The 23,068-nt window shown below is 73.5% G+C and carries 22 protein-coding genes and 1 pseudogene; 10 read left to right on the forward strand and 13 right to left on the reverse strand.

The window, feature by feature from the left end:
• Nucleotides 1-213: 213 nt before the first annotated feature.
• Nucleotides 214-2,265, reverse strand: coding sequence for a thioredoxin domain-containing protein (locus ACIA79_RS10405; RefSeq protein ID WP_399427754.1), 2,052 nt, complete (start codon nt 2,263-2,265; stop codon nt 214-216).
• Between the two features lie 147 nt (nt 2,266-2,412).
• Between ACIA79_RS10405 and ACIA79_RS10410 the strand changes: the two genes are divergently transcribed.
• Nucleotides 2,413-5,676, forward strand: a complete 3,264-nt coding sequence (locus ACIA79_RS10410) for a tetratricopeptide repeat protein (RefSeq protein ID WP_399427755.1) — start codon at nt 2,413-2,415, stop codon at nt 5,674-5,676.
• An 88-nt stretch (nt 5,677-5,764) separates the two neighbouring features.
• Here the strand turns inward: ACIA79_RS10410 and ACIA79_RS10415 are convergent, their stop codons facing one another.
• Together ACIA79_RS10415 and mca are read right to left on the reverse strand one after the other, a co-directional pair.
• Nucleotides 5,765-5,986 (reverse strand): hypothetical protein, encoded by a 222-nt coding sequence (locus tag ACIA79_RS10415; RefSeq protein ID WP_399427756.1) that lies wholly within the window; start codon nt 5,984-5,986, stop codon nt 5,765-5,767.
• 1 nt (nt 5,987) lies between these two features.
• Nucleotides 5,988-6,869, reverse strand: coding sequence for a mycothiol conjugate amidase Mca (mca, locus tag ACIA79_RS10420; RefSeq protein ID WP_399427757.1), 882 nt, complete (start codon nt 6,867-6,869; stop codon nt 5,988-5,990).
• 120 nt (nt 6,870-6,989) lie between these two features.
• On the opposite strand from mca, the gene ACIA79_RS10425 reads away from it, so the two are divergent.
• The gene (locus ACIA79_RS10425) at nt 6,990-7,400 is read left to right on the forward strand and encodes a DUF4307 domain-containing protein (protein WP_399427758.1); all 411 of its coding nucleotides are present in this window, start codon (nt 6,990-6,992) and stop codon (nt 7,398-7,400) included.
• 173 nt (nt 7,401-7,573) lie between these two features.
• Nucleotides 7,574-8,071, forward strand: coding sequence for a transcription elongation factor GreA (gene greA, locus ACIA79_RS10430; RefSeq protein ID WP_399427760.1), 498 nt, complete (start codon nt 7,574-7,576; stop codon nt 8,069-8,071).
• A gap of 111 nt (nt 8,072-8,182) precedes the next feature.
• Here the strand turns inward: greA and ACIA79_RS10435 are convergent.
• Both ACIA79_RS10435 and ilvA read right to left on the reverse strand, forming a co-directional pair.
• Nucleotides 8,183-8,299 (reverse strand): annotated as a pseudogene (locus ACIA79_RS10435) (ABC transporter permease); the annotation flags it as partial.
• A gap of 242 nt (nt 8,300-8,541) precedes the next feature.
• On the reverse strand, nt 8,542-9,771 hold the full coding sequence (gene ilvA / locus ACIA79_RS10440; protein WP_399427761.1) for a threonine ammonia-lyase: 1,230 nt from the start codon (nt 9,769-9,771) through the stop codon (nt 8,542-8,544).
• A 123-nt stretch (nt 9,772-9,894) separates the two neighbouring features.
• Between ilvA and ACIA79_RS10445 the strand changes: the two genes are divergently transcribed.
• From ACIA79_RS10445 to ACIA79_RS10455, 3 genes are read left to right on the forward strand one after another with little or no spacing between them, the layout of a single operon-like run.
• A complete protein-coding gene (locus ACIA79_RS10445) occupies nt 9,895-10,455 on the forward strand; it encodes a MarR family winged helix-turn-helix transcriptional regulator (protein WP_399427762.1) in 561 nt (186 codons plus the stop codon).
• Nucleotides 10,456-10,486: 31 nt separating this feature from the next.
• Nucleotides 10,487-10,978 carry a sigma factor-like helix-turn-helix DNA-binding protein gene (locus ACIA79_RS10450; protein ID WP_399427763.1) on the forward strand — a complete coding sequence of 164 codons (492 nt, stop codon included), beginning with the start codon at nt 10,487-10,489 and terminating at the stop codon, nt 10,976-10,978.
• Entirely contained in the window at nt 10,975-11,223 is a 249-nt protein-coding gene (locus tag ACIA79_RS10455; protein WP_399427764.1) for a hypothetical protein, read from the forward strand. Before ACIA79_RS10450 ends, ACIA79_RS10455 begins: the two co-directional genes overlap by 4 nt.
• Nucleotides 11,224-11,433: 210 nt before the next feature.
• On the opposite strand, the gene ACIA79_RS10460 is transcribed toward ACIA79_RS10455, so the two are convergent.
• The gene (locus tag ACIA79_RS10460) at nt 11,434-12,588 is read right to left on the reverse strand and encodes a cystathionine gamma-synthase (RefSeq protein ID WP_399427765.1); all 1,155 of its coding nucleotides are present in this window, start codon (nt 12,586-12,588) and stop codon (nt 11,434-11,436) included.
• Between the two features lie 57 nt (nt 12,589-12,645).
• Between ACIA79_RS10460 and ACIA79_RS10465 the strand changes: the two genes are divergently transcribed.
• Both ACIA79_RS10465 and msrA read left to right on the forward strand, forming a co-directional pair.
• Nucleotides 12,646-13,749 (forward strand): hypothetical protein, encoded by a 1,104-nt coding sequence (locus ACIA79_RS10465; RefSeq protein ID WP_399427766.1) that lies wholly within the window; start codon nt 12,646-12,648, stop codon nt 13,747-13,749.
• Between the two features lie 96 nt (nt 13,750-13,845).
• Entirely contained in the window at nt 13,846-14,505 is a 660-nt protein-coding gene (gene msrA, locus ACIA79_RS10470) for a peptide-methionine (S)-S-oxide reductase MsrA (protein WP_399427767.1), read from the forward strand.
• Here the strand turns inward: msrA and ACIA79_RS10475 are convergent.
• Entirely contained in the window at nt 14,445-14,843 is a 399-nt protein-coding gene (locus tag ACIA79_RS10475) for a DUF1330 domain-containing protein (protein WP_399427768.1), read from the reverse strand. The two genes, msrA and ACIA79_RS10475, sit on opposite strands and share 61 nt — an antisense overlap.
• 71 nt (nt 14,844-14,914) lie before the next feature.
• Nucleotides 14,915-15,964 carry an NAD(P)-dependent alcohol dehydrogenase gene (locus tag ACIA79_RS10480; RefSeq protein WP_399427769.1) on the reverse strand — a complete coding sequence of 350 codons (1,050 nt, stop codon included), beginning with the start codon at nt 15,962-15,964 and terminating at the stop codon, nt 14,915-14,917.
• 127 nt (nt 15,965-16,091) lie between these two features.
• Here ACIA79_RS10480 and ACIA79_RS10485 point away from each other — a divergent pair, with 127 nt between their 5' ends.
• Nucleotides 16,092-16,952, forward strand: coding sequence for a helix-turn-helix domain-containing protein (locus ACIA79_RS10485; protein WP_399427770.1), 861 nt, complete (start codon nt 16,092-16,094; stop codon nt 16,950-16,952).
• A gap of 70 nt (nt 16,953-17,022) precedes the next feature.
• On the opposite strand, the gene ACIA79_RS10490 is transcribed toward ACIA79_RS10485, so the two are convergent.
• Complete coding sequence (locus ACIA79_RS10490) at nt 17,023-18,285, reverse strand: Ig-like domain-containing protein (RefSeq protein WP_399427771.1); 1,263 nt, start codon at nt 18,283-18,285, stop codon at nt 17,023-17,025.
• Between the two features lie 190 nt (nt 18,286-18,475).
• Nucleotides 18,476-18,790: a hypothetical protein gene (locus ACIA79_RS10495; protein ID WP_399427772.1), complete on the reverse strand. Its 315-nt coding sequence runs from the start codon at nt 18,788-18,790 to the stop codon at nt 18,476-18,478.
• A gap of 145 nt (nt 18,791-18,935) precedes the next feature.
• Here ACIA79_RS10495 and ACIA79_RS10500 point away from each other — a divergent pair, with 145 nt between their 5' ends.
• The gene (locus tag ACIA79_RS10500; RefSeq protein WP_399427773.1) at nt 18,936-19,256 is read left to right on the forward strand and encodes a hypothetical protein; all 321 of its coding nucleotides are present in this window, start codon (nt 18,936-18,938) and stop codon (nt 19,254-19,256) included.
• Between the two features lie 42 nt (nt 19,257-19,298).
• Here ACIA79_RS10500 and hutH read toward each other — a convergent pair whose 3' ends face one another.
• From hutH to ACIA79_RS10515, 3 genes are all read right to left on the reverse strand, one after another.
• Complete coding sequence (hutH, locus tag ACIA79_RS10505; RefSeq protein WP_399427840.1) at nt 19,299-20,840, reverse strand: histidine ammonia-lyase; 1,542 nt, start codon at nt 20,838-20,840, stop codon at nt 19,299-19,301.
• Nucleotides 20,841-20,904: 64 nt separating this feature from the next.
• Nucleotides 20,905-22,137, reverse strand: coding sequence for a diguanylate cyclase domain-containing protein (locus ACIA79_RS10510; RefSeq protein ID WP_399427774.1), 1,233 nt, complete (start codon nt 22,135-22,137; stop codon nt 20,905-20,907).
• Nucleotides 22,138-22,247: 110 nt separating this feature from the next.
• Complete coding sequence (locus ACIA79_RS10515; protein ID WP_399427775.1) at nt 22,248-23,036, reverse strand: enoyl-CoA hydratase/isomerase family protein; 789 nt, start codon at nt 23,034-23,036, stop codon at nt 22,248-22,250.
• Nucleotides 23,037-23,068: the final 32 nt, after the last annotated feature.

Below are 23,068 nucleotides of genomic sequence, written 5' to 3' on the forward strand. Positions count from 1 at the left end.
CCACCGCAGGACGAGTCAATCCCCAAAGGCACTTCGGTCGGTGCAAAGGCACTTCGGGGCGAATCGCGGCAGGACCCCCCTGGCCGTCGACGCCCCCCTACGACGTCCGCCCGCGCCCTCCCCAGAACGCGCGCGGAGTCTTCTCAACTCCTCGTGCCGACGAGGATAGAGGCCAGGACCGACACTCAGGGGGCTATCCCGATAAAAACATCGTTAGCGGGGTCCGCTGGACAGTTTCCCCTCGAGGCCGGCCACGTCCGTGGTGGGCGCGTCGCAGACGAAGTGGCGGCAGACGTACGCGGCCGGCCGCCCGCCCACCAGCGGACGGTCCCTGAGCAGCGGGAACTCCACGTCGGCACGGTCCCCCTCGCCCGGCCGCCCGTACGCGACGACGGCGCCGGGAGCGGCGGCGACCAGCGCCGCGCGGTGCAGCGCGCGGGCGCCCGGGTCGTCCGGGTCGCCCACCACCGCGACCTCGCGCGGCCCGTCGAGCAGCGCCTCGGCGACGGCGAGGCCCCAGCCGATGAAGCGGGGCGCGCGCGGGCCGAGCGCCTTGACCACCCCGAGAGCCCCCTCGGCGGCGGTGCGGTGCGCCTCGGAGCCGGTGTGCGCGGCGTACGCGAGCAGCGCCCCGGCCGCGGCGGTCCAGCCGGACGGCGCGGCGTTGTCGGTGGGGTCCTGCGGGCGGCGGATCAGCTGCTCGGCGTCGTGGGCCGTGTCGTAGAGCGCACCGTCCTCGCCGGTGAACCGGTCCAGCACGATGTCCAGCAGGAACCCGGCGAACTCCAGCCACACGCCCTCGCCGGTCACGGCCGCCAGGGCGAGGAAGCCCTCCGCCACGTCGCCGTAGTCCTCCAGCACCCCGGCGTTGGCGCCGGCCTGTCCGTCCCTGGAGGTGCGGCTGAGGCGCGCGGTGCTGTCCATGTGGAGCCGTACGAGCAGGTCGGCGGCCTCGGTGGCCCGCTCGACCAGATCGGGGCGGTCGAAGCAGGCGCCGGTCTCGGCGAGGGCGGCGATCGCGAGCCCGTTCCAGGCGGCGACCACCTTGTCGTCCCGGCCGGGGCGCGGGCGCCGGTCGCGGGCGTCGAGGAGCCGCTGCCGGATCCGCCCGACCCGCTCGGCGTCGGCGACCCCGGCGTTCTGCGGCAGCTGGAGGACGGAGGAGCCGTGCTCGAAGGTGCCCTCCTCGGTGACGCCGAAGTGCCGGGCGGCGTACGCGGCGTCCTCCTCGCCCAGCACCTCGCGCAGCTGCTCGGGGGTCCACACGTAGAAGACGCCCTCGACGTGCCTGCCCGTGCCGTCGTCGCTGTCCGCGTCGAGCGCGGAGGCGAAACCGCCCTCCGCGGTGCGCAGTTCGCGCACCATGAAGTCGGCCGTCTCCAGCGCCACCCGCCGGGCCAGGTCACTGCCGGTGGCCCGCCACAGGTGCGTGTAGACGCGGCACAGCAGGGCGTTGTCGTAGAGCATCTTCTCGAAGTGCGGCACGACCCACTCGCGGTCCACCGAGTAGCGGGCGAACCCGCCGCCGAGCTGGTCGTAGATCCCGCCGCGCGCCATGGCCTCGCACGTGTCGGCGGCCATCTGCAGCGCACCCTCCGCCCCGGTGCGGGCATGGTGGCGCAGCAGGAACTCGATCACCATGGACGGCGGGAACTTGGGCGCCCCGCCGAAGCCCCCGTACCGCGCGTCGTAGTCGCGGGTCAGCCCCAGCAGCGCCTGCGCCTGCTCCTGCTCACCGGGTGCACCGGCCCCGCCGAAGGCCAGGGAGCGCCCCGACAGCTCCCGCACGATGTTGCCGGCGACCTCGCCGACCTCCTCGCGGCGGTCCGTCCAGGCCGCCCGGACACCTTCGAGGACCTGCTGGAAGGAGGGCATGCCGTGGCGGGGCGACGGCGGGAAGTACGTACCGAAGTAGAACGGCTCGGCCTCCGGTGTGAGGAACACCGTCATGGGCCAGCCGCCCTGGCCGGTGGCGGCCTGCACGGCCTCCATGTACACGGCGTCGACGTCCGGCCGCTCCTCGCGGTCGACCTTGACCGGCACGAAGTGCTCGTTGAGGTACGCGGCGGTCGTCGCGTCCTCGAACGACTCGTGCGCCATGACGTGGCACCAGTGGCACGAGCTGTAGCCGACGCTCAGCAGCACGGGCACACCACGCCGCCGGGCCTCCGCGAAGGCCCCCTCCGACCAGGGCCACCAGTCGACCGGATTGTCGGCGTGCTGGAGGAGGTACGGGGACGTCTCATGGGCCAGTCGGTTCGCCATACCACCCATCCTGCCGGACGGGACGGGGGAAGCGGACCCGGCGCCCCGGCCCGGCCCGGGGTTGTCCACAGGCCCTCGCGCCGATCGTCCGTACGACGGACACTTGTCGCCGGGCCTGCTGACGGAACGCGGCGGAGGGGGACGCACATGCGCGACGAGCGGATGCGGGACGGACACCTGCGGGACGGCCATCGCGGGGAGGCGGAGCGGCTGTTGGTGCGTGCCGTGGAGGAGGAGGTCCGGCGCTCGGGCGGCCGGGCCGACGCGGCCGTGCTGCTGGCGCGCGGGCGGGCCGCGCTGGAGGCGCTGGCCGCGCCCGCGGCCGAGGAGTACGAGGCGTACGTACGGGCGCTGGAGGAGGCGCAGGCCGGGCGGCAGCCGCTGGCGGAGCGGCTGCGCGGCCCGGTCGTGGGCACGTCCGCGCTGGTGACGGCCGTCGCGGCGGCCGCGGCGGTGGGCGCGGACCTGGCCCTGGGCACGGCGGCGGGCACGGCGCTGGGCGCCGGTGCGGTGGTGGCGGCCGCCGGGGCCGCGACGACGGTGCTGAAGGCGACCGCGGGACACTGGCCGGCCGCGCAGCGCAGGGCGGCCGCCCTGAGCCGGCCGGGCGGTGCGGAGCAGTTGCGGCTGGAGTGGCTCACGGCGCTGGAGGTGCGGGGCATCCGTCCGTTCCTCGACCAGCAGCGGATGCTGGCGGCGGCCGCCCCGAAGAAGCCGGGGCCGAAGGCGGCGCCGCAGCTGCGGGGGCTCGACCGCAGCGCGGTCTCCCGCCGGCGCGCGGCCCTGGAGCAGTCCTACGGACACCTTCCGGAGCCGGACGCGCCGTTCGCGGGGCGGCGCGCGGAGCTGGAGCAGATCGAGCGGTGGGTGCGGGCGGCGCGCGCCTCCACCGAGACCCGTCCCGTGGTGGTGGTGCTGCACGGCGAGCCCGGCGCGGGCCGCACCGCCCTGGCCGTGCGGGCGGCGCACCGGCTGCGCGACCTGTTCCGCGGGGCGTGCCTGGTCGACCTGCGCGGCGAGGGCGGCCACGAACCGCCCCTGACGACGCGGGACGCGCTGCTGAACCTGCTCAACCGGCTGGGCGCGCCGCGCGAGCAACTGCTGCTGCGGGACTCCTCGTCGGCGGAGCACCAGGTGCGCAGGCTGGTCGAGGTGTACCACCAGCACCTGACCGGGCTGCCGGTCACGGTGGTGCTGGACGACGCGCACGACGCCCGCCAGGTGCGCACCCTCCTCCCGGAGCGCTCCGACAGCCTGGTGCTGGTGACGGCGCGCGAACCGCTGGAGCTGGGCGAGGACGTGCCGGCGTGGGTGCACCGGCTCGCGGTGGGCGGCCTGGACGAGGCGGGGGCCGAGGAGCTGCTGCGGGAAGCGGCCCGGGACCGGGAGCCCGGCCCGTACGACGCGCGGGCCACGGAGCGGCTGCGGGAGCTGTGCGGCGGGCTGCCGCTGGCACTGCGGGTGGCGGGGGCGGCGGTCGGTGCGGAGGCGCCGGCGGGCGAGGTCGCCCGGCTGCTGGCGCGGGGGCCGGGAGGCGCGGGTCCGGTGGAGCGGGTGGTCGCCGCCCGGTACGCCACGCACCTGGACGAGGAGGAGCGGCGGCTGCTGCGGCGGCTGGCGTTGGCGGGCCGGGCCTCACTGGGCGCGGCGGCGGCCGCCGCGCTGCTGGGGGCCGGGGAGGAGGAGGCGCAGCAGCTGCTGCGGCAGCTGGCGCGGGCCGGCCTGCTGGACCAGGTGCGCGGTGACCGGTTCCGGCTCCACGACGCGGTGCGGGCGTTCGCGGCGGCGCGGCTGCGGGAGGAGGAGGACGCGGGCGAGGTCACCGCCGCGCAGGAGCGGCTGATCCGCAACTACGCGGAGCTCGCCGACGCGGTGATCCGCATGGTGGACGGCAAGATGTCCACCCGTGTCGGCCGGACCCGCTTCGACGGGCACGGCTTCGCGTCGCTGGACGCGGCGCTGCGCTGGCTGGACGACGAGTCCGGGTCCATCACGGCGGCGCTGCGGCACGCGGAGGGCGTCTCCCGGCAGACGGTGCTGCACCTGCTGGGCGCTCTGTGCGACTACTGCCTGCTGCGCGGCGACCTGTACCGGCTGGGTGAGCTGCAGCAGCTCACCGAGGCGGTGGACCAGGGGCTGCTGGTGCGGTCGGTGCAGTGGCGCACGGGCATCGCGGCGCGCCAGCTGGGCGAGCTGGACACCGCCCGGACGACCCTGACGTCGGTGGTGTCGCTGTACCAGGAGGCGCAGCAGGACGCGGGCGCCGCCCTGGCCCTGTGCTCGCTCGGCATCACGCTGCACCACCAGGGCAACCTGCCGGAGGCGGCGGCGCGGCTGCGGGAGGCGCTGGCGCTGCAGGGCGCGCCGGAGCTGGCGGCGGACCGGGCCTGGACGATGCACGCCCTGGCGGCGGTGGAGCGGGACCGGGGGAACGTGGCCGAGGCGCTGAGCCTGCTGGACGGGTCGCTGGCGCTGCACCGGGAGGGCGAGTCGCTGCACGGCGAGGCGTGGGCGAGCTTCCAGCTGGGCCAGGCGCGCCTGCGGACGGGCGAGGTGGGGCCGGCGGAGACGGCCCTGCGCGCGGCGCTCGACCTGTACGGGCGGACGCACGACGGGCGGGGCGAGGCGTGGGCGCTGACGCAGCTGGGCCGGGTCCGTCTGGTGGCCGGCGACGCGGGCGAGGCGCTGGAGCAGCTGCGCACCGCCCTGGCGCGGCACCGGGAGAACGAGGACGTGCGCGGTGAGGCGTGGACGCTGTACTACCTGGGCCAGGCGCTGGAGGAGCGCGGCGACGTCGACGAGGCTGTCCGGGAGCTGGAGCGGGCGCGCGGGATGTTCTCGCGGATGCGCGACGTCTACGGTCTGGCGTGCGCCCGCCACCACGCGGGCCGCCTGACCCGGGACCAGCGCGCCGCGCAGACGGGGAACCTGCGCAACTCGGGCTTCGCCCGCCAGCTCCTGGTGGACGCCCGCGCGGACTTCCGCCGCATCGGGGTCGCCCACGGCGAAGCGTGGACCTGCCTGGAGCTGGCCGTCATCGACGCGGGCAACGGCAAGGCGCCCCAGGCGCTCGCCCTGTGCGACGAGGCGGCGGAGCTGTTCGCCTCGTACGAGGACCGCCGCGGCGCGGACTGGGCGCGCTTCCTGCGCTGCACGCTGCTGCCGTACGCCTCACCGGGCGGTGTGGAGGTGGGCACGGTCGTCGCCCAGCAGGAGCTGACCGCCCTGCGGGACGGCAAGCACCCCGCGCGCGACCCGCGACTGGACGAGAGCCTCGCGGCCTGGGCCCTGGTGCTGGAGCGCGGCATCCGCCTGGAGTCCCCCTGGCAGGCCTGGCCGCTGGGCCTCACGCCGGCGCGCCCGGCCCGGGAGGTGATGGGCGTCCCGGCCCCGGCGGAGCCCCGCCCATGACCCGCGCGCGACACCCGCGGCCGCGGTCCTCACGGCAGCGGTCCGCCCGCGGCCCCCGTGCGCGGGGGCCGCGGGCGGGCGGCGGGGTCTATTCGGCGGCCTCGGCCGTCCTGGCGGTCTTCGCCGGCTCGGGGGCCTCTTCGAAGTCGACCTTGCCCATGTGGCGGTTCATCGACTTCATCAGCATCCATACGGCCAGCGCCATGACGGCGAAGACGATGAACCCGAGGACGCCGGGGGTCACCTTGTTCTCGTCGAACTCCTTGGCGGCGATCGGGACGAGCTGGGTCAGTGCCTGGTGTGCGCTCATGTCAGGCATTGTCCCGGATGCCCGCGAAGAGGTCGTCCTCGGGGAGGGAGGTGTCCACCACAGACCTGGCGAGCTCGTAGTCCTCGGTCGGCCAGACCTCCTTCTGGAGCTCCAGGGGGACGCGGAACCAGCCGCCGTCCGGGTCGATCTGCGTGGCGTGCGCGATCAGGGCCTTGTCGCGGATCTCGAAGAAGTCGCCGCAGGGGACGTGCGTGGTCAGGGTCCGCTCGGCGCGCTCGAACTCCTTCCAGCGCTCCAGCCACTCGCCGTACGGGGACTCCAGGCCCCGGGCGAGGAGCGCCTCGTGCAGCGCGACCGTGCGCGGCCGGTTGAAGCCCTGGTTGTAGTAGACCTTCGACGGCTGCCAGACGGGACCGAACTCGGACTCCGGGTACTTCTCCGCGTCCGTCGCACCGTCGAACGCCACCATCGTGATCTTGTGGGTCATGATGTGGTCGGGGTGCGGGTAGCCGCCGTTCTCGTCGTAGGTCGTGATGACCTGCGGGCGGAAGCGGCGGATGGACCTCACCAGCCGGCCGGCCGCCTTGTCGACGTCCTCCAGGGCGAAGCAGCCCTGCGGCAGCGGCGGCAGCGGGTCGCCCTCCGGGAGGCCGGAGTCGACGAAGCCGAGCCACTCCTGGCGGACGCCGAGGATCTCGCGGGCCTCGTCCATCTCCTTGCGGCGCACCTCGTGGATGTTCTCCTCGATGTACTTGTCGCCCTGGAGCTTCGGGTTGAGGATGGAGCCGCGCTCGCCGCCCGTGCAGGTGACGACCAGCACGTCCACCCCCTCGGACACATACTTGGCCATGGTGGCCGCGCCCTTGCTCGACTCGTCGTCGGGATGGGCGTGGACGGCCATCAGTCGCAGCTGCTCAGTCAAGACGGATCCTCATCGATTGGTCGCATCGGCGGCTTCTATAGTGACGGAATCGGCGCGCGGAAAATTCCGTCGCCCGGGGGTACGGAACCGCCGCAGGGACCGGCGCGGGAAAGGACGATCATGAGCGCGGTACGGGAAGGGCTGCCCGAGGGCCGTTACGGCCGCTCGGCGGACGAGCGTGCCGACCGCAAGCTCAAGATCGTCGGCTCGGTCCTGGGCGCCAGCCTGCTCGCCCTGATCGGCTGGTTCGGGTACGACTACGTCGCCGGCCAGAAGATCAGCGCCGAAGTGATCAAATTCGACCTCTCCGCGGAGGACCGGGTGGCCGTCCACCTGGAGGTCCGCAAGGAGCCGTCGGCCCGGGGCTACTGCACCCTGCGCGCGCTCGCGGAGGACGGCAGCGAGGTGGGCCGCAAGGAGGTCCGCTTCGACCGGGCCGCGGACCGGATCGACGAGATCGTCACGGTCCGCACGACGGCCAAGGCGACCAGCGCCGAGCTGCTCGGCTGCACGTCCGAGGCGTCGCAGTAACCGGATCGGCCCTGTCGGATTCCGCTCTGACCTGCGGAGACGAAAGATACGTGACTTTCGTCCTCCCCCTTTCCCCATGAAATTGTTAGGCTCGTGGTTTCGCCCATCCAGGAAGGCAGAATCCTTCTGGGTAGGGCGATGCTTTGTATTCCCAGTACCGACGAGGAGCACCTGTGACCCAGACCAGCGAGAACGTCACCTGGCTCACCCAGGAGGCGTACAACCAGCTCAAGGCCGAGCTGGAGTACCTGTCTGGTCCCGCGCGAACCGAGATCGCCGCCAAGATCGCGGCGGCGCGCGAGGAGGGCGACCTGCGCGAGAACGGCGGGTACCACGCGGCCAAGGAGGAGCAGGGCAAGCAGGAGCTGCGCGTACGCCAGCTGACCCAGCTCCTGGAGCACGCGAAGGTCGGCGAGGCTCCCACGGAGAGCGGCGTCGTCGCGCCCGGCATGGTGGTCACGATCGCCTTCGACGGCGACGAGGACGACACCCTCACCTTCCTGCTGGCCTCCCGCGAGTACGCGAGCTCCGACATCGAGACGTTCTCCCCGCAGTCGCCGCTCGGCTCGGGCGTCAACGGCAAGAAGGTCGGCGAGGACGCGGAGTACGAGCTGCCGAACGGCAAGAAGGCGTCCGTCACGATCCTGGAGGCCAAGCCGTACCAGGGCTGACCGGCCCCCACGAACGGCGAAGGGGCCGGACCGCATGACGCGGTCCGGCCCCTTCCTCGTGCCCGCGTCCGGCCCGGCGGCCGGGTCGGACGATCAGGTCGGGCGATCGGGTCAGGCGGCCGCCGAGCGGTACTTGCGGACCGCCAGGGTGCGGAAGACCACGAGGATCAGCAGCGACCACAGCACCGAGGCGAGGACCGGGTGCTGCATGGGCCAGGCGTTGTACGGGCGGTGCGGTGGGTTGCGGCAGTTTTCGGCCGATGCACTACCCAGAGCCTAGGGACGCCGGGCATGCGGCGCCCGGCGAACGAGACAGCCCGTTTCACCCTAACGCGATACATCGCGTCCTACAAGGAATCCCACTCGCGATACCCGAGGGGCGCCTGTCGCGACACCCCGGGGACGCCGACTCGCGATACCCGGCACGAGCCGCCTCAGCCGATGACTCGCGATACCCGGCGCGTCCCGCCTCAGCCGATGACCACGTACCCGGCGTCCCGCAGCGCCGCCCCGACCTCCCGGCAGTGCTCGGGACCCTTGGTCTCCAGGTGCAGCTCCACCTCGACCTCGGTGAGTCCGAGGCGCGGGTCGGTGCGTACGTGACCGACGTCCAGGACGTTCGCGTCGACCACGGACAGCACGCCGAGCAGCGTGGCCAGCGCCCCCGGCCGGTCCGTGAGCCGCAGCCGCAGGCTCAGGTAGCGCCCCGCCGCCGACATGCCGTGCCGCAGGATGCGCTGGAGCACCAGCGGGTCCACGTTCCCGCCCGACAGCACCGCCACCACCGGGCCCTGGAAGCTCTCCGGGGCGGAGAGGAGCGCGGCCACCGGGCTCGCCCCGGCCGGCTCCACCACCAGCTTCGCCCGCTCCAGGCACAGCAGGAGGGCCGACGACAGCTCGTCCTCGGAGACCGTGCGGACCTCGTCGACGAGCTCCTCGACGATCGCGAACGGCACGTCCCCGGGGCGGCCCACCTTGATGCCGTCCGCCATCGTCGGCGCGGTGTCCACCACGACGGGGCGCCCGGCCTCCAGCGACGGCGGGTAGGCCGCCGCGGCCCGCGCCTGCACGCCGATCACCTTCACGTCCGGACGCAGCGCCTTCACCGCCACCGCGATGCCCGCCGCCAGCCCGCCCCCGCCGATGCCGACGACGATCGTGCGCACCTCGGGGCACTGCTCCAGGATCTCCAGCCCCACCGTGCCCTGCCCCGCGATGATGTCCGGGTGGTCGAAGGGGTGGATGAACACCGCGCCCGTCACCCGGGCGTACTCCTCCGCGGCGGCCAGCGTCTCGTCCACCACGTGTCCGTGCAGCCGTACGTCCGCGCCGTACTCCCGGGTCGCCGCCACCTTCGGCAGCGGGGCGCCGACCGGCATGAAGACGGTGGAGCGCACGCCGAGCAGCGAGGAGGCGAGGGCGACGCCCTGCGCGTGGTTCCCGGCGGACGCGGCGACGACCCCGCCCGCCCGCTCCTCCGGGCGCAGCCCGGAGATCCGCACGTACGCCCCGCGCAGCTTGAACGAACCGGTCCGCTGGAGGTTCTCGCACTTGAGGTGCACGGGCGCCCCCACCAGCGCGGACAGGTGCCTGCTGCCCTCCATCGGCGTCATGCGGGCCACGCCCGACAGCATCTTCTGCGCCCCGCGGACGTCGTCGAGGATGAGCGGGTGTGAGGGGCGTGACGTACGGAAGCTCATGACGGCCAGTCTCGCAGCTCATGCCGCGGCTCATCACGTTCGTGCAGCGCTGGTACGGACGCGCGCGGGTCCGCGTACTCTGTCCCCCACCAACCGACCACCACGCACGAGAGAGCCCCAGCCATGCCCACATCACAGGACATGACGACTGATCTTGACCAAGGTCTCCTCGATGCCCTCCAGCACCAGGTGGCCGTCTTCGCCCGGCGGGCCGAGCAGACCCGCCTCGGCGGCACCGGACAGCTCCGCAACTCGATGGACCGGGCCGCGTACCTGCTGCTCAACCGGCTCGACCAGGAAGGCCCGATGGGCGTCAAGGCGCTCGCGGCCGGGATGGGCATCGACTCCTCCACGGTCACCCGCCAGGTCGCGCCGCTGGTCGACACCGGTCTGGTCAAGCGCACCTCGCACCCGGAGGACGGCCGCGCGGTCGTGCTCCAGCTCTCCCCGCGCGGACAGGCCCGGCTCGAAGAGGTCCGCTCCTCGCGGCGCGAGCTGATGGCCCAGGTGACGGACGGCTGGACGGAGGCGGAGCGCGAGTCGTTCTGCGCGCTCCTGACCCGCTTCAACTCCGCGCTCTCCGCCCGCCAGGCCGGTCTGCCCCCCGCCGAGGCCGCGGCAGAGGCCACCGCCCCGGCACCCGCGGAGGGGGCCGCCGCGACCGAGGCCGCGCCGACGTCTTGACCCCGGCCGCCCGGTCGTCTCGTATGAAGGCGTGCGAGAGCGGCGGCAGGCGACGGCACCACACCACCGCGCCCGGGGCTTCGCGGAGTTCGCCGGGGGCGCGGCCGGGCGGCTGCTCCATGCCGCGACGCTCCTGACGGCCGAGCCGCCCGCGCGCAACCCGCGGGCGCAGGAGCTGCTGACGGCCGCGCTGGCCGCGACGTACGCCCGCTGGGACCGGCTGCGCGACGACGATCCGTACGACAGGGCGCGCCAGGAGCTGGTCGCCCGGTTCGCCCGCGCGGCCTGGCGCTTCCACCGCCCCGCCGCAGGCGGCCTGCTGTCCCGGCTGACCCCTCAGGAGCGGCTCGTCCTGGTCCTGCGGCTGTACGAGGGCGTCGCCGAGGAGCAGGCGGCGGCCCTGCTGGGCCTGCCGGTGGAGCGGGTGCGCGCGGTCTGCACGCGCGCGGTGGCCGCCCTGCGCCACGGTGCGGCCACGCCCGTGGCCCCGCCGGGGGCACCGGACCGGGCGGTGACGCCGTGAACGACCGCAAGGAGGCCGAGGTCCGGCGCCTGCTGGAGGCGCCACCGCACCCCCGTGTCCCGGATGACCTCGTGGCGCGGGCGGTCGCGCGGGGCGGCCGGCGGCTGCGTCACGCGCGCGCGGTGCGGCGGGCGGGGTGGCTGCTGCTCACCGCCGCGGGGATCGCGTTCGCGGTGTGGGCGTCGGCCGCGGAGCCCTGGACACCGCCGCCGTCGGGGACCACGCCCGTGGTCGAGGGCTTCTGAGACCGGGCGGCCCGGGCCCCGGACCGAACCGCCGCCGGGCGGGACGGCACGGCCGGAGCGGCACGACCGCCCGCCCGCCCCATCCGGCACGCGCGGTACGGGTCCGGCCGCGCGGCCGGGCCCGTACCGCTGAGTCGCCCCCGGAGGCGGAGCCGGGCTCACCCCGAGCCAGCGCTCGGCCCAGGTCCGCGCTCAGCCCGAATCGGGGGCTCAGCCCAGCGCCTGGGTCAGGTCCGCGAGCAGGTCGTCGACGTTCTCGATGCCGACCGACAGCCGCACCAGGTCGCCGGGCACCTCCAGCAGCGAACCCGCCACGCTCGCGTGGGTCATGCGGCCCGGGTGCTCGATGAGCGACTCGACGCCGCCGAGGGACTCGCCCAGCGTGAACAGCTGCGCGCGGTCGCACACCTCGACCGCCGCCTCCTCGCCGCCCGTCACCCGGAAGGAGATCATGCCGCCGAAGTCCTTCATCTGCTTGGCGGCGACCTCGTGCCCGGGGTGCTCCGGCAGGCCCGGGTAGAGGACCTGCGTCACCTTGGGGTGCTGCGTGAGCATCTCGGCCACCCGGGCCGCGTTGCTGCTGTGCCGGTCCATGCGGACCGCGAGCGTCTTGATGCCGCGCAGGACGATCCACGAGTCGAAGGGACCGGCCACCGCGCCCATGGCGTTCTGGTGGTAGGCCAGTTCCTCGCCGAGCGCCTCGTCCGCCGTGACCAGCGCGCCGCCGACGACGTCGGAGTGACCGCCCATGTACTTGGTCAGGGAGTGGACGACGACGTCCGCGCCGAGCGCGAGCGGCTGCTGGAGGTAGGGGCTGGCGAAGGTGTTGTCGACGACCAGCTTGACGCCCGCGGTGCGGGCGACGTCGGCGACGGCCGCGATGTCGGTGATGCCCAGCAGCGGGTTCGACGGGGTCTCGACCCAGATGGCCTTCGTACGGTCGGTGATCGCGTCCCGGACCGCCGCCGGGTCGGAGGTGTCGGCGACGGACCACTCCACGCCCCAGCGCGCGACGACCTTGGCGAACAGCCGGAAGGTGCCGCCGTAGGCGTCGTTCGGGATGACCACGTGGTCGCCGGGCACGAGCAGCGCGCGCAGCAGGCAGTCCTCGGCGGCGAGGCCGGAGGCGAAGGCCAGGCCGCGGCGCCCGCCCTCCAGCGCCGCGAGGTTCTCCTCCAGCGCGGTACGGGTGGGGTTGGCGCTGCGGCTGTACTCGTAGCCGCCGCGCAGTCCGCCCACACCGTCCTGCTTGTAGGTGGACACCTGGTAGATGGGCGGGACGACCGCGCCGGTCAGCGGGTCGGCGGTGTTGCCCGCGTGGATGGCGCGGGTCTCGAAGCTCTGGTGGGTGTGCTGGTCGCTCATGGGCCCGAGCGTAGTCCGGGCCCACGGGGTGTCCGAGCCGTCCGGGACAATGGGCACATGGAGATTCTCTGGTTCCTGTTCACCGTCGGCCTGATCGGCGTGATCGTCGTGCCGTGGCTGAGGCGCCGCCGCGACGGCATCCGGCTGGTCGACCCCGGCGCGCCCGACGCCGCCGACCCGAGCGCGTACGGCTTCCTGCGCCAGGAGGAGCTCGACGTGCGGATGCCGGGGCCGGACCAGGACCTCGTGGACGTGCTGGACGTGGTGCAGCGGACGCAGGACTGGCGGGCCGCCTCGCAGCTGCTGGCCGGCACGGACAGGGACGGCGAGGTGCGCTGGCAGCGCGTGCAGGCGTTCGCGGGCGCCGCGTCGCTGGAGCTCCAGCAGCAGCCGGGCACCGGCGGCGCGTGGCTGCGGGCCTGGCGGGCGGAGAAGCCGAAGGACCCGGGCGGCGCGGCGGTGCACGCGGAGTTCCTGGTGCAGCAGGCGTGGCGTTCGTCGTCGGCGGGCACGGACGACTTCCGGATCATCCTGGAGGAGGCGCGGACGGTGTGCGGCGAGGCCGCGCTGCTGGCCCCCGGCGACCCCGTGCCGTACATCATCGAGCTGGCCGTGGCGCGCGGACTGGGCTACTCGCCCGAGCAGTTCGACCAGGTCTGGGCGAAGATCATCGACCGGGCGCCGCACCACATGGGGGCGCACCTGGCCGCCCTGCACTACTGGTGCGAGAAGTGGCACGGCTCGCGCCGGGACGCGGACCAGTTCGCGACGGCGGCCGCCGCGCGCGCCCCGCAGGGCTCGCTGCTCGCCGCGCTGCCGCTGTTCGCGGTCTTCGAGCACCTGCCCGAGGTGGCGCTGGTGCAGGACTTCTACGGCACCGAGGTGGTCTCCAAGGCCATGCGGGGCGCGCTGTACGCGGTGCACTCGGCCCGCCCCGACGACCCGATGCTGGCGCACGTGCGCCACCTGCTGATCCACTTCCTGGTGCGGGCGGAGCGGTGGGCCGAGGCGATGCACCAGCTGGTGCACGTGGACGGTCATGTGGGCGCGCTGCCGTGGACGCTGAGCGAGGACCCGGCGGCCGAGTACGCGATCCACCGTGCGCTCGCGGTCGCGGGCTACGAGGCGAACGGCGGCAGCCCGGCGACGCTCCCGCACTGACCCGCGGCCCTCCCCGCGGCAGCCGCTCGCCGTCCAGGAATCGGTGCGCCGGTCCGTACGTTGTACGGGTCGGCAGCCACCGACGAGGAGACCCGCATGTTCCACGGCCGCACCCCCGTGCTCCCCACCCCCGAGCAGGCCCTCCCGGGCCGCCCCGCGCCGCAGTTCGCCCTGCCCGACCGCCACACGGTCCTCGGCAACCCCCTCGCGGGCCCCTACCCCGACGGCCTGGAGGTGGCGGACTTCGCGCTGGGCTGCTTCTGGGGTGCCGAGCGGAAGTTCTGGCGGACGGACGGCGTGTGGACGACCCTCGCCGGCTACCAGGGCGGCCACACGCCGCATCCGACGTACGAAGAGGTGTGCTCGGGCCTGACGGGCCACACGGAGGTGGTCCGTGTCGTCTTCGACCCGTCGGTCGTCGCGTACACGACGCTGCTGAAGCTGTTCTGGGAGTCCCACGACCCGACGCAGGGCTTCCGCCAGGGCAACGACGTGGGCACCCAGTACCGTTCGGCGCTCTACACCCACTCCCCCGCCCAGGCCGCGGCCGCGCGGTCCTCCCGCGACGCCTACCAGGAGGTGCTGGCGGGCTCCGGGTACGGCGCGATCACCACGGAGATCCTCCCGGCGGACGGCCGCCCCTTCTACCCCGCGGAGGCGTACCACCAGCAGTACCTGGACAAGAACCCGGGCGGTTACTGCGGCATCGGCGGCACAGGCGTCTCCTGCCCGGTCGGTGTCGTCCGGGCCGACTGAGCCGCGCGCAGCCGGGCGGCCGTCGCCGCCGCTTCGTAGCCGGGGGCGACGCCGTCGACCAGGATGATGTCGCCCTGCATGTGGCGCGTGCGCAGCGGGATGAGGGCCTGGTAGGCGTCGGAGTCGTACCACCGGCGGGCGTGGTCCATGGACGGGAAGCCGATGATCACGATCGCGGTCTCCCAGCGGCCCTCGCGCACCTCGAGGGCGGGCGCGCCGTGCACCAGGAAGTGGCCCCCGAAGGGGTCGAGGGTGCCCTGGATGCGCTCCATGTACTCCAGCACCTCGTCGTGCACGACGGCGGTGGGACGCAGGCTGCCGATGGCGTACGCGGTCATGGGGTCCTCCTGTGTGGTCCGGATGACCCCATGCTCCCGGCGCCGGCGGACGGGGTCGATTACCCCGGAGGTCATGACCGGATGGTCGAGGCGTCGATCACGAAGCGGTAGCGGACGTCGCTGCGCAGCACCCGCTCGTACGCCTCGTTGATCCGCTCCGCGCTGATCAGCTCGATCTCGGCGCCCAGTCCGCGCTCGGCGCAGAAGTCGAGCATCTCCTGGGTCTCGGCGATCCCGCCGATCATCGAGCCGGCCAGCGTCCGGCGGCCGCCGATGAGCGAGAAGAGGTTGAGCGAGACGGGCTCCTCGGGGGCGCCCACGTTCACCAGCGCGCCGTCGGTCTTCAGCAGCCCGAGGTAGGCGCTGAAGTCCAGCGGTGCCGACACGGTCGAGACGATCAGGTCGAAGGAGCCGGCCAGCTTCCGGAAGGTCTCGGGGTCGCCGGTCGCGTGGAAGTGGTCGGCACCCAGCCTCAGCCCGTCCTCCTGCTTGCGCAGGGTCTGGCTGAGCACGGTGACCTCGGCCCCGAGCGCGTGGGCGATCTTCACGCCCATGTGGCCGAGGCCGCCGAGGCCGACGATGGCGACGTGCTTGCCGGGGCCCGCCTGCCAGCGGGCGAGCGGCGAGTAGAGGGTGATGCCGGCGCACAGCAGCGGTGCGGCGACGTCGAGGGAGAGGCCGTCGGGGATGCGGACGGTGTAGTTCTCGTCGACGACGATGTGGGTGGAGTAGCCGCCGTAGGTGGGCTCGCCGTCGCGGTCGAGGGCGTTGTAGGTGCCGGTCATGCCCTCGGCGCAGTACTGCTCCAGCCCCTGGAGGCAGTAGTCGCACCGGCGGCAGGAGTCGACGAAGCAGCCGACGCCGACGCGGTCGCCGACCTGGTACCGGGTCACTCCGGGGCCGGTCTCGGCGACGATCCCGGCGATCTCGTGGCCGGGCACCATCGGGAAGATGCCCTCGCCCCAGCCGTCCCGGGCCTGGTGGATGTCGGAGTGGCAGATGCCGGCGTACTTGATCTCGATGAGGACGTCGTGCTCGCCGACCGCCCGGCGGGGGATGGTCGTACGCTCCAGCGGGGCGTTGGCTGCGGGGGCTGCGTATGCGGTCACGTTCGTGGTCATGACGGCAAGACTGTCGTCATCTGCGCAGGTCACCCAGGCCTCTGTCGTACGTACGACCCGTGTGCGTACCACTGGCAGGATCAGGGACGGCGGCCTGTCCCGGCGTACGACCCGGAATACTTGCGGTATGGACCAGCGTGCCGAACTGAGCGAGTTCCTCCGGTCCCGGCGGGCCCGGCTGAAGCCGGAGGACGTCGGGCTGCCCGACTTCGGGCGCCACCGCCGCGTGCCGGGGCTGCGCCGGGAGGAGCTGGCGCAGCTCGCCGGGGTCTCCGTCGCGTACTACACGCGCCTGGAGCAGGGCAACGGCCGCAACGTCTCCACCGAGGTCCTGGACGCCATCGCCCGGGCGCTGCGGCTGACGGAGGCCGAGCGCGCCCATTTGACGCACCTCGCCAAGCCGATGCACAAGAAGAAGAGGCGCGCGGCGGCCACCCGGGCGCACGCGGTGCGGCCGCAGCTGCAGCACCTGCTGGACGCGATGGAGGGGGTGCCCGCCTATCTGCTGGGGCGGCGGCTGGACATCGTGGCGTGGAACCGGATGGCCCGGGCGCTGCTGGGCGACTTCGCGGCCCTGGAGCCGGACGAGCGGAACATGGCCTGGCAGGTGTTCCTCGCCCCGGGCGCCCGGGACCTGTACGCCGACTGGGACGCGAAGGCGACGGAGGTCGTGAGCGTGCTGCGGATGTACGCGGGCTGCTCGGCGGACGACCCGCGGCTCTCGGCGCTGGTGGGCGAGCTGTCCGTGAAGAGCCCGGAGTTCCGGACGCTGTGGGCGGCGCACACGGTGCAGGACAAGGGCCACGGCACCAAGAGGCTGCGCCATCCGCTGGTGGGCGAGCTGACGCTCACGTACGAGACGCTGCGGGTGCCGGACGACCACGACCTGGCCCTGGTGACGTACACGGCGGAGCCGGGCTCGCCGTCGGCGGACGCGTTGCGGCTGCTGGCGAACTGGGGTGCGGACGAGGTCGCCGGGGCGCGGTGAGCCGCGCACGACGAGGGCGGCGGCCCTCCCGGGAGGAGGACCGCCGCCGTCGTCGTCGTGCCGGGGAGGGTCAGAGGGCCGAGCCGGCCTTCCACTCCGACCAGCTCATGTTCCAGCCGTTGAGGCCGTTGTCCGGGGCGATCGTCTTGTCCTTGGAGTTCTTCACGACGACCACGTCACCGATGAGCGAGTTGTCGTAGAACCACGCGGCCGGCTGGCCCGGGTCGCCCGCGCCCTTGACGTCGTTCAGGCCCACGCAGCCGTGGCTGGTGTTGACGTTGCCGAAGACGGAGTCGGCACCCCAGTAGTTGCCGTGGATGAAGGTGCCGGAGGTGGACAGCCGCATGGCGTGCGGCACGTCCTTGATGTCGTACTCGCCCTTGCCGTCGTCGTCCGTGAAGCCGACCGTCGCGCCGTTCATCCGGGTCTCCTTGAACTTTTCGGAGATCACCATCTGGCCGTTGTAGGTCGGGTTCTCCGGGGAGCCGGCGGAGATCGGGATGGTCTTGAGCGTCCTGCCGTCCCGGACGACCTTCATGGTCTTCGCGGCGACGTCGACGGTCGACACCTGACTGCGGCCGATCTTGAAGGTGACGGTCTTCTGCTGGACGCCGTACACGCCGTCCGCGCCCTCGACGCCGTCGAGGTTGAGCTTCAGCGTGACCGTGGAGCCCGCGGTCCAGTACTGCTCGGGCCGGAAGTCCAGCCGCTGCCCGTTGAACCAGTGGCCGACGACCTCCTGGCCGGCGCTCGACGTCACGGTGATGCCGGACTGGACGGCCTTCTTGTCCGTGATCGCCTTGCTGAAGTTGATCGAGACCGGCATGCCGACGCCGACGGTGGAGCCGTCCTCGGGCGTGAAGTTGCCGATGAAGCTGTTGGCCTGCGAGACGGTCGTGAAGGAGGAGTTCTCGTGGGCCTCGCGGCCCTCGGCGTCCTTGGCGGTCGCGGCGATCTTGTACGTCGTGGCACGGTCGAGCTGCTCGCCGGGCTTCCAGCTGGTCCCGTCGGCGGACATCTCGCCCGGGACGGCCTTGCCGTCCTGCGTGGTCATGATGACCTGGGTGAGCTTGCCGTCGGTGACGGTGACCTTGGCGTCGTCGTTGATGCCGGCGTTGATCGCGCCGTTCTTCGGCGAGATCGCTATTCGGGCCTGCGACGCGTCCTTGGCCGCTGCCTCGTCGACCTGGGCCTGCGAGGAGCCGCCGGAGGTGCCGTTGCTCTCGGCCTCGCCCTCGTTGCAGCCCGTGAGGACCAGCACGCCACCGAGCAGGGCGGACGCGGCCATCAGGCCCTTGCGCCGCTTGCCGTCCGTCATCACACGCTTCTCCATCGTCACCGAATCCCTGCCCACTGTCTCAACAACACCCATCACAACCCGTCCGGTTCCGAATCCGCGAAGGATGTGGGGAACACCACTGATCGACGCGCGGAGGACGGGTGCCGGTTCCCAGGATGCGGGTACGGGCCCCGGACGAGTGATCCGGGGCCCGTGAACCGGCTCGCCCCCCGGTCCCCGGCGCCTACACCCGCTCCTCCTCGTCCGCGCTCTCGTACTCGTCGTCGTCGTTGTCGTCGTCCAGATCCCATTCCCCGGCCTCGGGGTCGTACTCGACCTGCTCGCTGGTCCAGGAGGCCTGGACGAGGTCGGTGCCGGGCAGGTCGCCGAGCAGATCGGCGGGCTCGACGAGGTACGCGAGAGCTTCCGCTTCGTCCTCGCGGACGGCCGCGCGGGCGTGCGTGCGCTCGTCGTCCGGCATGAATTCGTCGGCGTCGATGCGGTCCAGGGCGGCGGCGGTGAGTTCACCGGTGTCCGTGATCTCCAACGTCAGTTCCACCCGAAGCCGCACATACCGTGATGTCTCAGAAGGGGTCATATGACGGAGCGTAAGCTGCCGGGGCACCCGACTTTCCTGCGACCCGCTGTGTTCATTAGCATCGGCGCACCCACCAATTCTCGGTTCCGCAAGGGGATCTGAATCTGTGTCCGTCGCACGTCGACCGCTGCTGACCGCCACCGCCGCCGGGAGCCTGCTCTGTGCGCTGTGGTTCGTCCCTTCGGCCAACGCCACCGTCGACACGGTGGAGCAGTCGTCCGCTCCCGGACGGACGGAACCGTCCGCCGCACCCGCCCCGTCGCAGGTCCCCGCCGGGGCCCGGGCACAGGCCCGGGACGGTCTGGTGCTCGCCGACACGGGCAGCGTGGACACCACCCCGTACCTGATCGGCGGCACGGCCTTCCTGGGCCTCGGCGCGGGCCTGGTGACGTTCGCGGTACGCCGCGGGGCGCACACCGCGCTCTGACGGCGTACGCCCCGTTCGTCCCGGTGGCCCGGGCGGTGCCGGTCAGGCCAGCGGGCCGGTGACCTGCTCCACGGCCTCGACGAGCTTCCCTTCCCGTACGAAGGCGTCCGCGGCCTCCAGATCGGGCGCGAGGAAACGATCCGGCCCGGGGCCCTGGACGCCGGCCGCGCGCAGGGCCTCGATGGCGGCGCGGGAGGCGGGGGCCGGGGTGAGACCGTCGCGCAGCTCGATGGCGCGGGTCGCGGCGTACAGCTCGACGGCGATGATCCGGCCCAGGTTTGCGACGGCGGTGCGCAGCTTGCGGGCGGCCGACCAGCCCATGGAGACGTGGTCCTCCTGCATGGCGGAGGACGGGATGGAGTCGGCGGAGGCCGGGACGGCCAGTCGCTTCAGCTCGCTGACCAGGGCCGCCTGGGTGTACTGGGCGATCATCAGGCCGGAGTCGACACCGGCGTCGTCGGCCAGGAACGGCGGCAGGCCGTGGCTGCGGTTCTTGTCCAGCAGCCGGTCGGTGCGCCGCTCGGCGATCGAGCCGAGGTCGGCGGCGGCGATGGCGAGGAAGTCCAGGACGTACGCGACGGGCGCGCCGTGGAAGTTGCCGTTGGACTCGACGCGCCCGTCCGGCAGGACGACCGGGTTGTCGACCGCGGAGGCGAGCTCGCGCTCGGCGACGAGGCGGGCGTGGGCCATGGTGTCGCGGCCGGCGCCGGCGACCTGCGGGGCGCAGCGCACGGAGTAGGCGTCCTGGACGCGCGGGGCCTCGTCCTCCTGGAAGTGGCCGGTCAGGCCGGAGCCGCGGAGGACGGCGAGCATGTTCGCGGCGGCGGCGCCCTGGCCCGGGTGCGGGCGGATGGCGTGCAGCTCGGGCGCGAGGACCTTCTCCGTACCGAGCAGCGCCTCCAGCGACAGGGCGGCGGTGATGTCGGCGGACTTGTAGAGCCTGTCGAGGTCGTGGAGGGCCATGATCAGCATGCCGAGCATGCCGTCGGTGCCGTTGAGGAGGGCGAGCCCCTCCTTCTCGCGCAGCTCGACGGGCTCGATGCCGTGGGCGGCGAGCAGCTCCCCGGCGGGGCGGACCACGCCGTCGGGGCCTTCGGCGTCGCCCTCGCCCATGAGCGTGAGGGCGCAGTGGCTGAGCGGCGCGAGGTCGCCGGAGCAGCCGAGCGAGCCGTACTCGTGGACGACCGGGGTGATGCCCGCGTTCAGCACGTCCGCCATGGTCTGCGCGACCTCGGGCCGGACGCCGGTGTGCCCGGAGCAGACGGTCTTCAGCCTCAGGAACATCAGCGCCCGGACGACCTCGCGCTCGACGGGCGCGCCCATGCCGGCGGCGTGCGACCGCACGATGTTGCGCTGCAGCTGGGCGCGCAGCTCCCGGCTGATGTGCCGGGTGGCCAGGGCTCCGAAGCCGGTCGACACGCCGTACACCGGCTCGGGCTTGGCGGCCAGGGCGTCGACGATCTCCCGGGCCTTGGCGAGGGCGGCGAGCGCGTCCTGCGACAGCTCGACGCGGGCGTTGCCGCGGGCCACGGCGATGACGTCCCGTGCGGTGGTGCCGGACGTCCCCACCACGACTGTGTGCATATCCATATTCAGCAGCGTACGGACTGAATCCCAACGTGTCACTACCCTGCTTGCCCGGCGCTCCTTACGTTCCGCCGGACCCACCACCCGGAGCGTCCGGCTCGTCCGGCCCCGCGGGCGCCGCCGGCTCGGGCAGCGGCCCGGGCTCCGGGAGCAGCACCGGGTCCGGGCGGGCGTCACGGAAGCGGCGGCGGTCGCGGGCCGCGGCCGGCGGGTGGTCCGCCAGGGCGATCACCGTGCCGTCGCGGCCCGCCACCACCGGTTTCGGGGAGCGCGCCGCCTTCGCGCGGTACTGTGCGGCGTCCGCGAGCCGGAACAGCCGCCGGGCCGAGGGGACGGGGCCGATCGGGTCGCCCGTCGACGCCACACCGCAGGCCACGCCCTCACCGAGCTCCAGCTCCCCGGCCCGGACGCACAGCTCCTCCGCGGCCGCGACCACCTCGTCCGCCTCCGGCCCCACCGAGACCAGGCAGAACTCGTCGCCCCCGAGCCGCGCCGCCAGCGCGCCCGGCAGCATCGCCCCGCAGTACGACAGCACCGAGCCGAACCGCTCCAGCAGCCGGTCGCCCACCGCGTGGCCGTGGGTGTCGTTGACCTTCTTGAGGCCGTTGAGGTCGCAGACCACCAGGGAGACCACCGAGCCGTCCAGCAGGAAGCGCTCCACCGCCTCGTCCAGCCGCATGTCGACCGCCCGCCGGTTCGCCAGACCCGTCAGCGGGTCCGTGAAGGCCAGCTTGCGGACCTCCTCCAGCCGCTCGGTCTGCGCGATCCCGGCCGCCACGACGGACGCCAGCACGGTGGCGAACTTGGCGTCGTCCCGGTCGAAGACCGGCGCCCCGGCCGGCCGGGCCACGTACAGCTCGCCCCAGGCCCGCCCGTGCAGCACGATCGGCGCGACCACGCAGCAGCCGCGCCCCCGCCGCCGCAGGGCGGCCACCCGCTGCTGGCAGTAGCCGTGCGCCCCGGGGCCCGGCCCGTCCGCGGTCTCCACCCAGGCGTGGGGCTCACCACCGCCGGCCCACTGCTCGTGCAGGAACTCGGTGATCTCGGAGAACTGGTGCACCGGGTACGTCTCCGCGTCGGGGAACTCCTCCTCCCCGGCGTCCCGCTCCCCCGCGTTCACCAGCACCCTCAGCCGGCCCAGGTCGCGCTCCCACGTGGAGAGCGCCGCGAACGTGCCGCCGAGCGCGTCCCGCGCGCCCAGCGCCGCTGCCCGCCACGACTCGCGCGGAGTGTGCGCCGCCGCCATCGACTGCGCCAGCGCCACTACAGCGCGTAGCCGGACATCCTCACCCATTCCTCAAGCTTAGGGACGCCCCTGAACTTTTCACTCGGCGGGCCCGCTCACGCACCGCCCCGGGGCCGCGGCGCACGGGCCGCCCGCGTACCGGCCGTCCGCGGAACCCGTCACTCCCCCGGCCACTGCGGTGTGCGCTTCTCGTTGAAGGCCGCCACGCCCTCCGCCCGGTCGCCCGAGAAGGCCACCGACCGCCACGCCGCGTCCTCGACCTCCAGGCCCGCCCGCAGGTCCAGCCCCTGGCCCAGGCGCATGGCCCGCTTGGCGGCCCGCAGCCCGACCGGCGAGTTGGCGGCGATGCGCGCGGCGAGCTCCAGCGCGCCCGTACGGGCGTCGTCCACGAGCCCGTCGACCAGCCCCCACCGCTCGGCCTCCTCCGCCCGCAGGCGCTCCGCCGTGAAGACCAGCTGCGCCGCCCGCGCGGCCCCGACCCGGCGCGGCAGGAGCTGCGTACCGCCGCCGCCCGGGATCACGCCCACCGACACCTCGGGCAGCCCGATGACCGCCGTCGGGTCGGCCAGGATGATGTCGCACGCGAGCGCCAGCTCGTACCCGCCGCCCAGCGCGAAGCCGTGCACCGCCGCGACGGCCGGCATCGGCAGCTCCAGCACACCGGTGTAGGCGGCGCGCGCCACGGGGCGCTGGCGCACCAGCTCGGCGTCGGTGAAGGAGTTGCGCTCCTTGAGGTCGGCGCCGACGCAGAACGCCTTGTCGTTGGAGGAGGTCAGCACGGTCACGCGCACGGACGGATCGGCCCCCAGCGCGGCGCACGCGGCGCCGATCGAGCGGGCCATCTCCGTGGAGACGGCGTTCATGGCCTTGGGCCGGTCGAGCACCAGCTCCGCCACGTGCTCATGACGGCGTACGGCGACGAACTCCCCGAAGCGCTGCTCCGACATGTCTTCAGACCCTCCCGGTTAACGAGCGTTAG

The organism is Streptomyces sp. NPDC051310, assembly GCF_044455245.1.
Classification (GTDB): domain Bacteria; phylum Actinomycetota; class Actinomycetes; order Streptomycetales; family Streptomycetaceae; genus Streptomyces.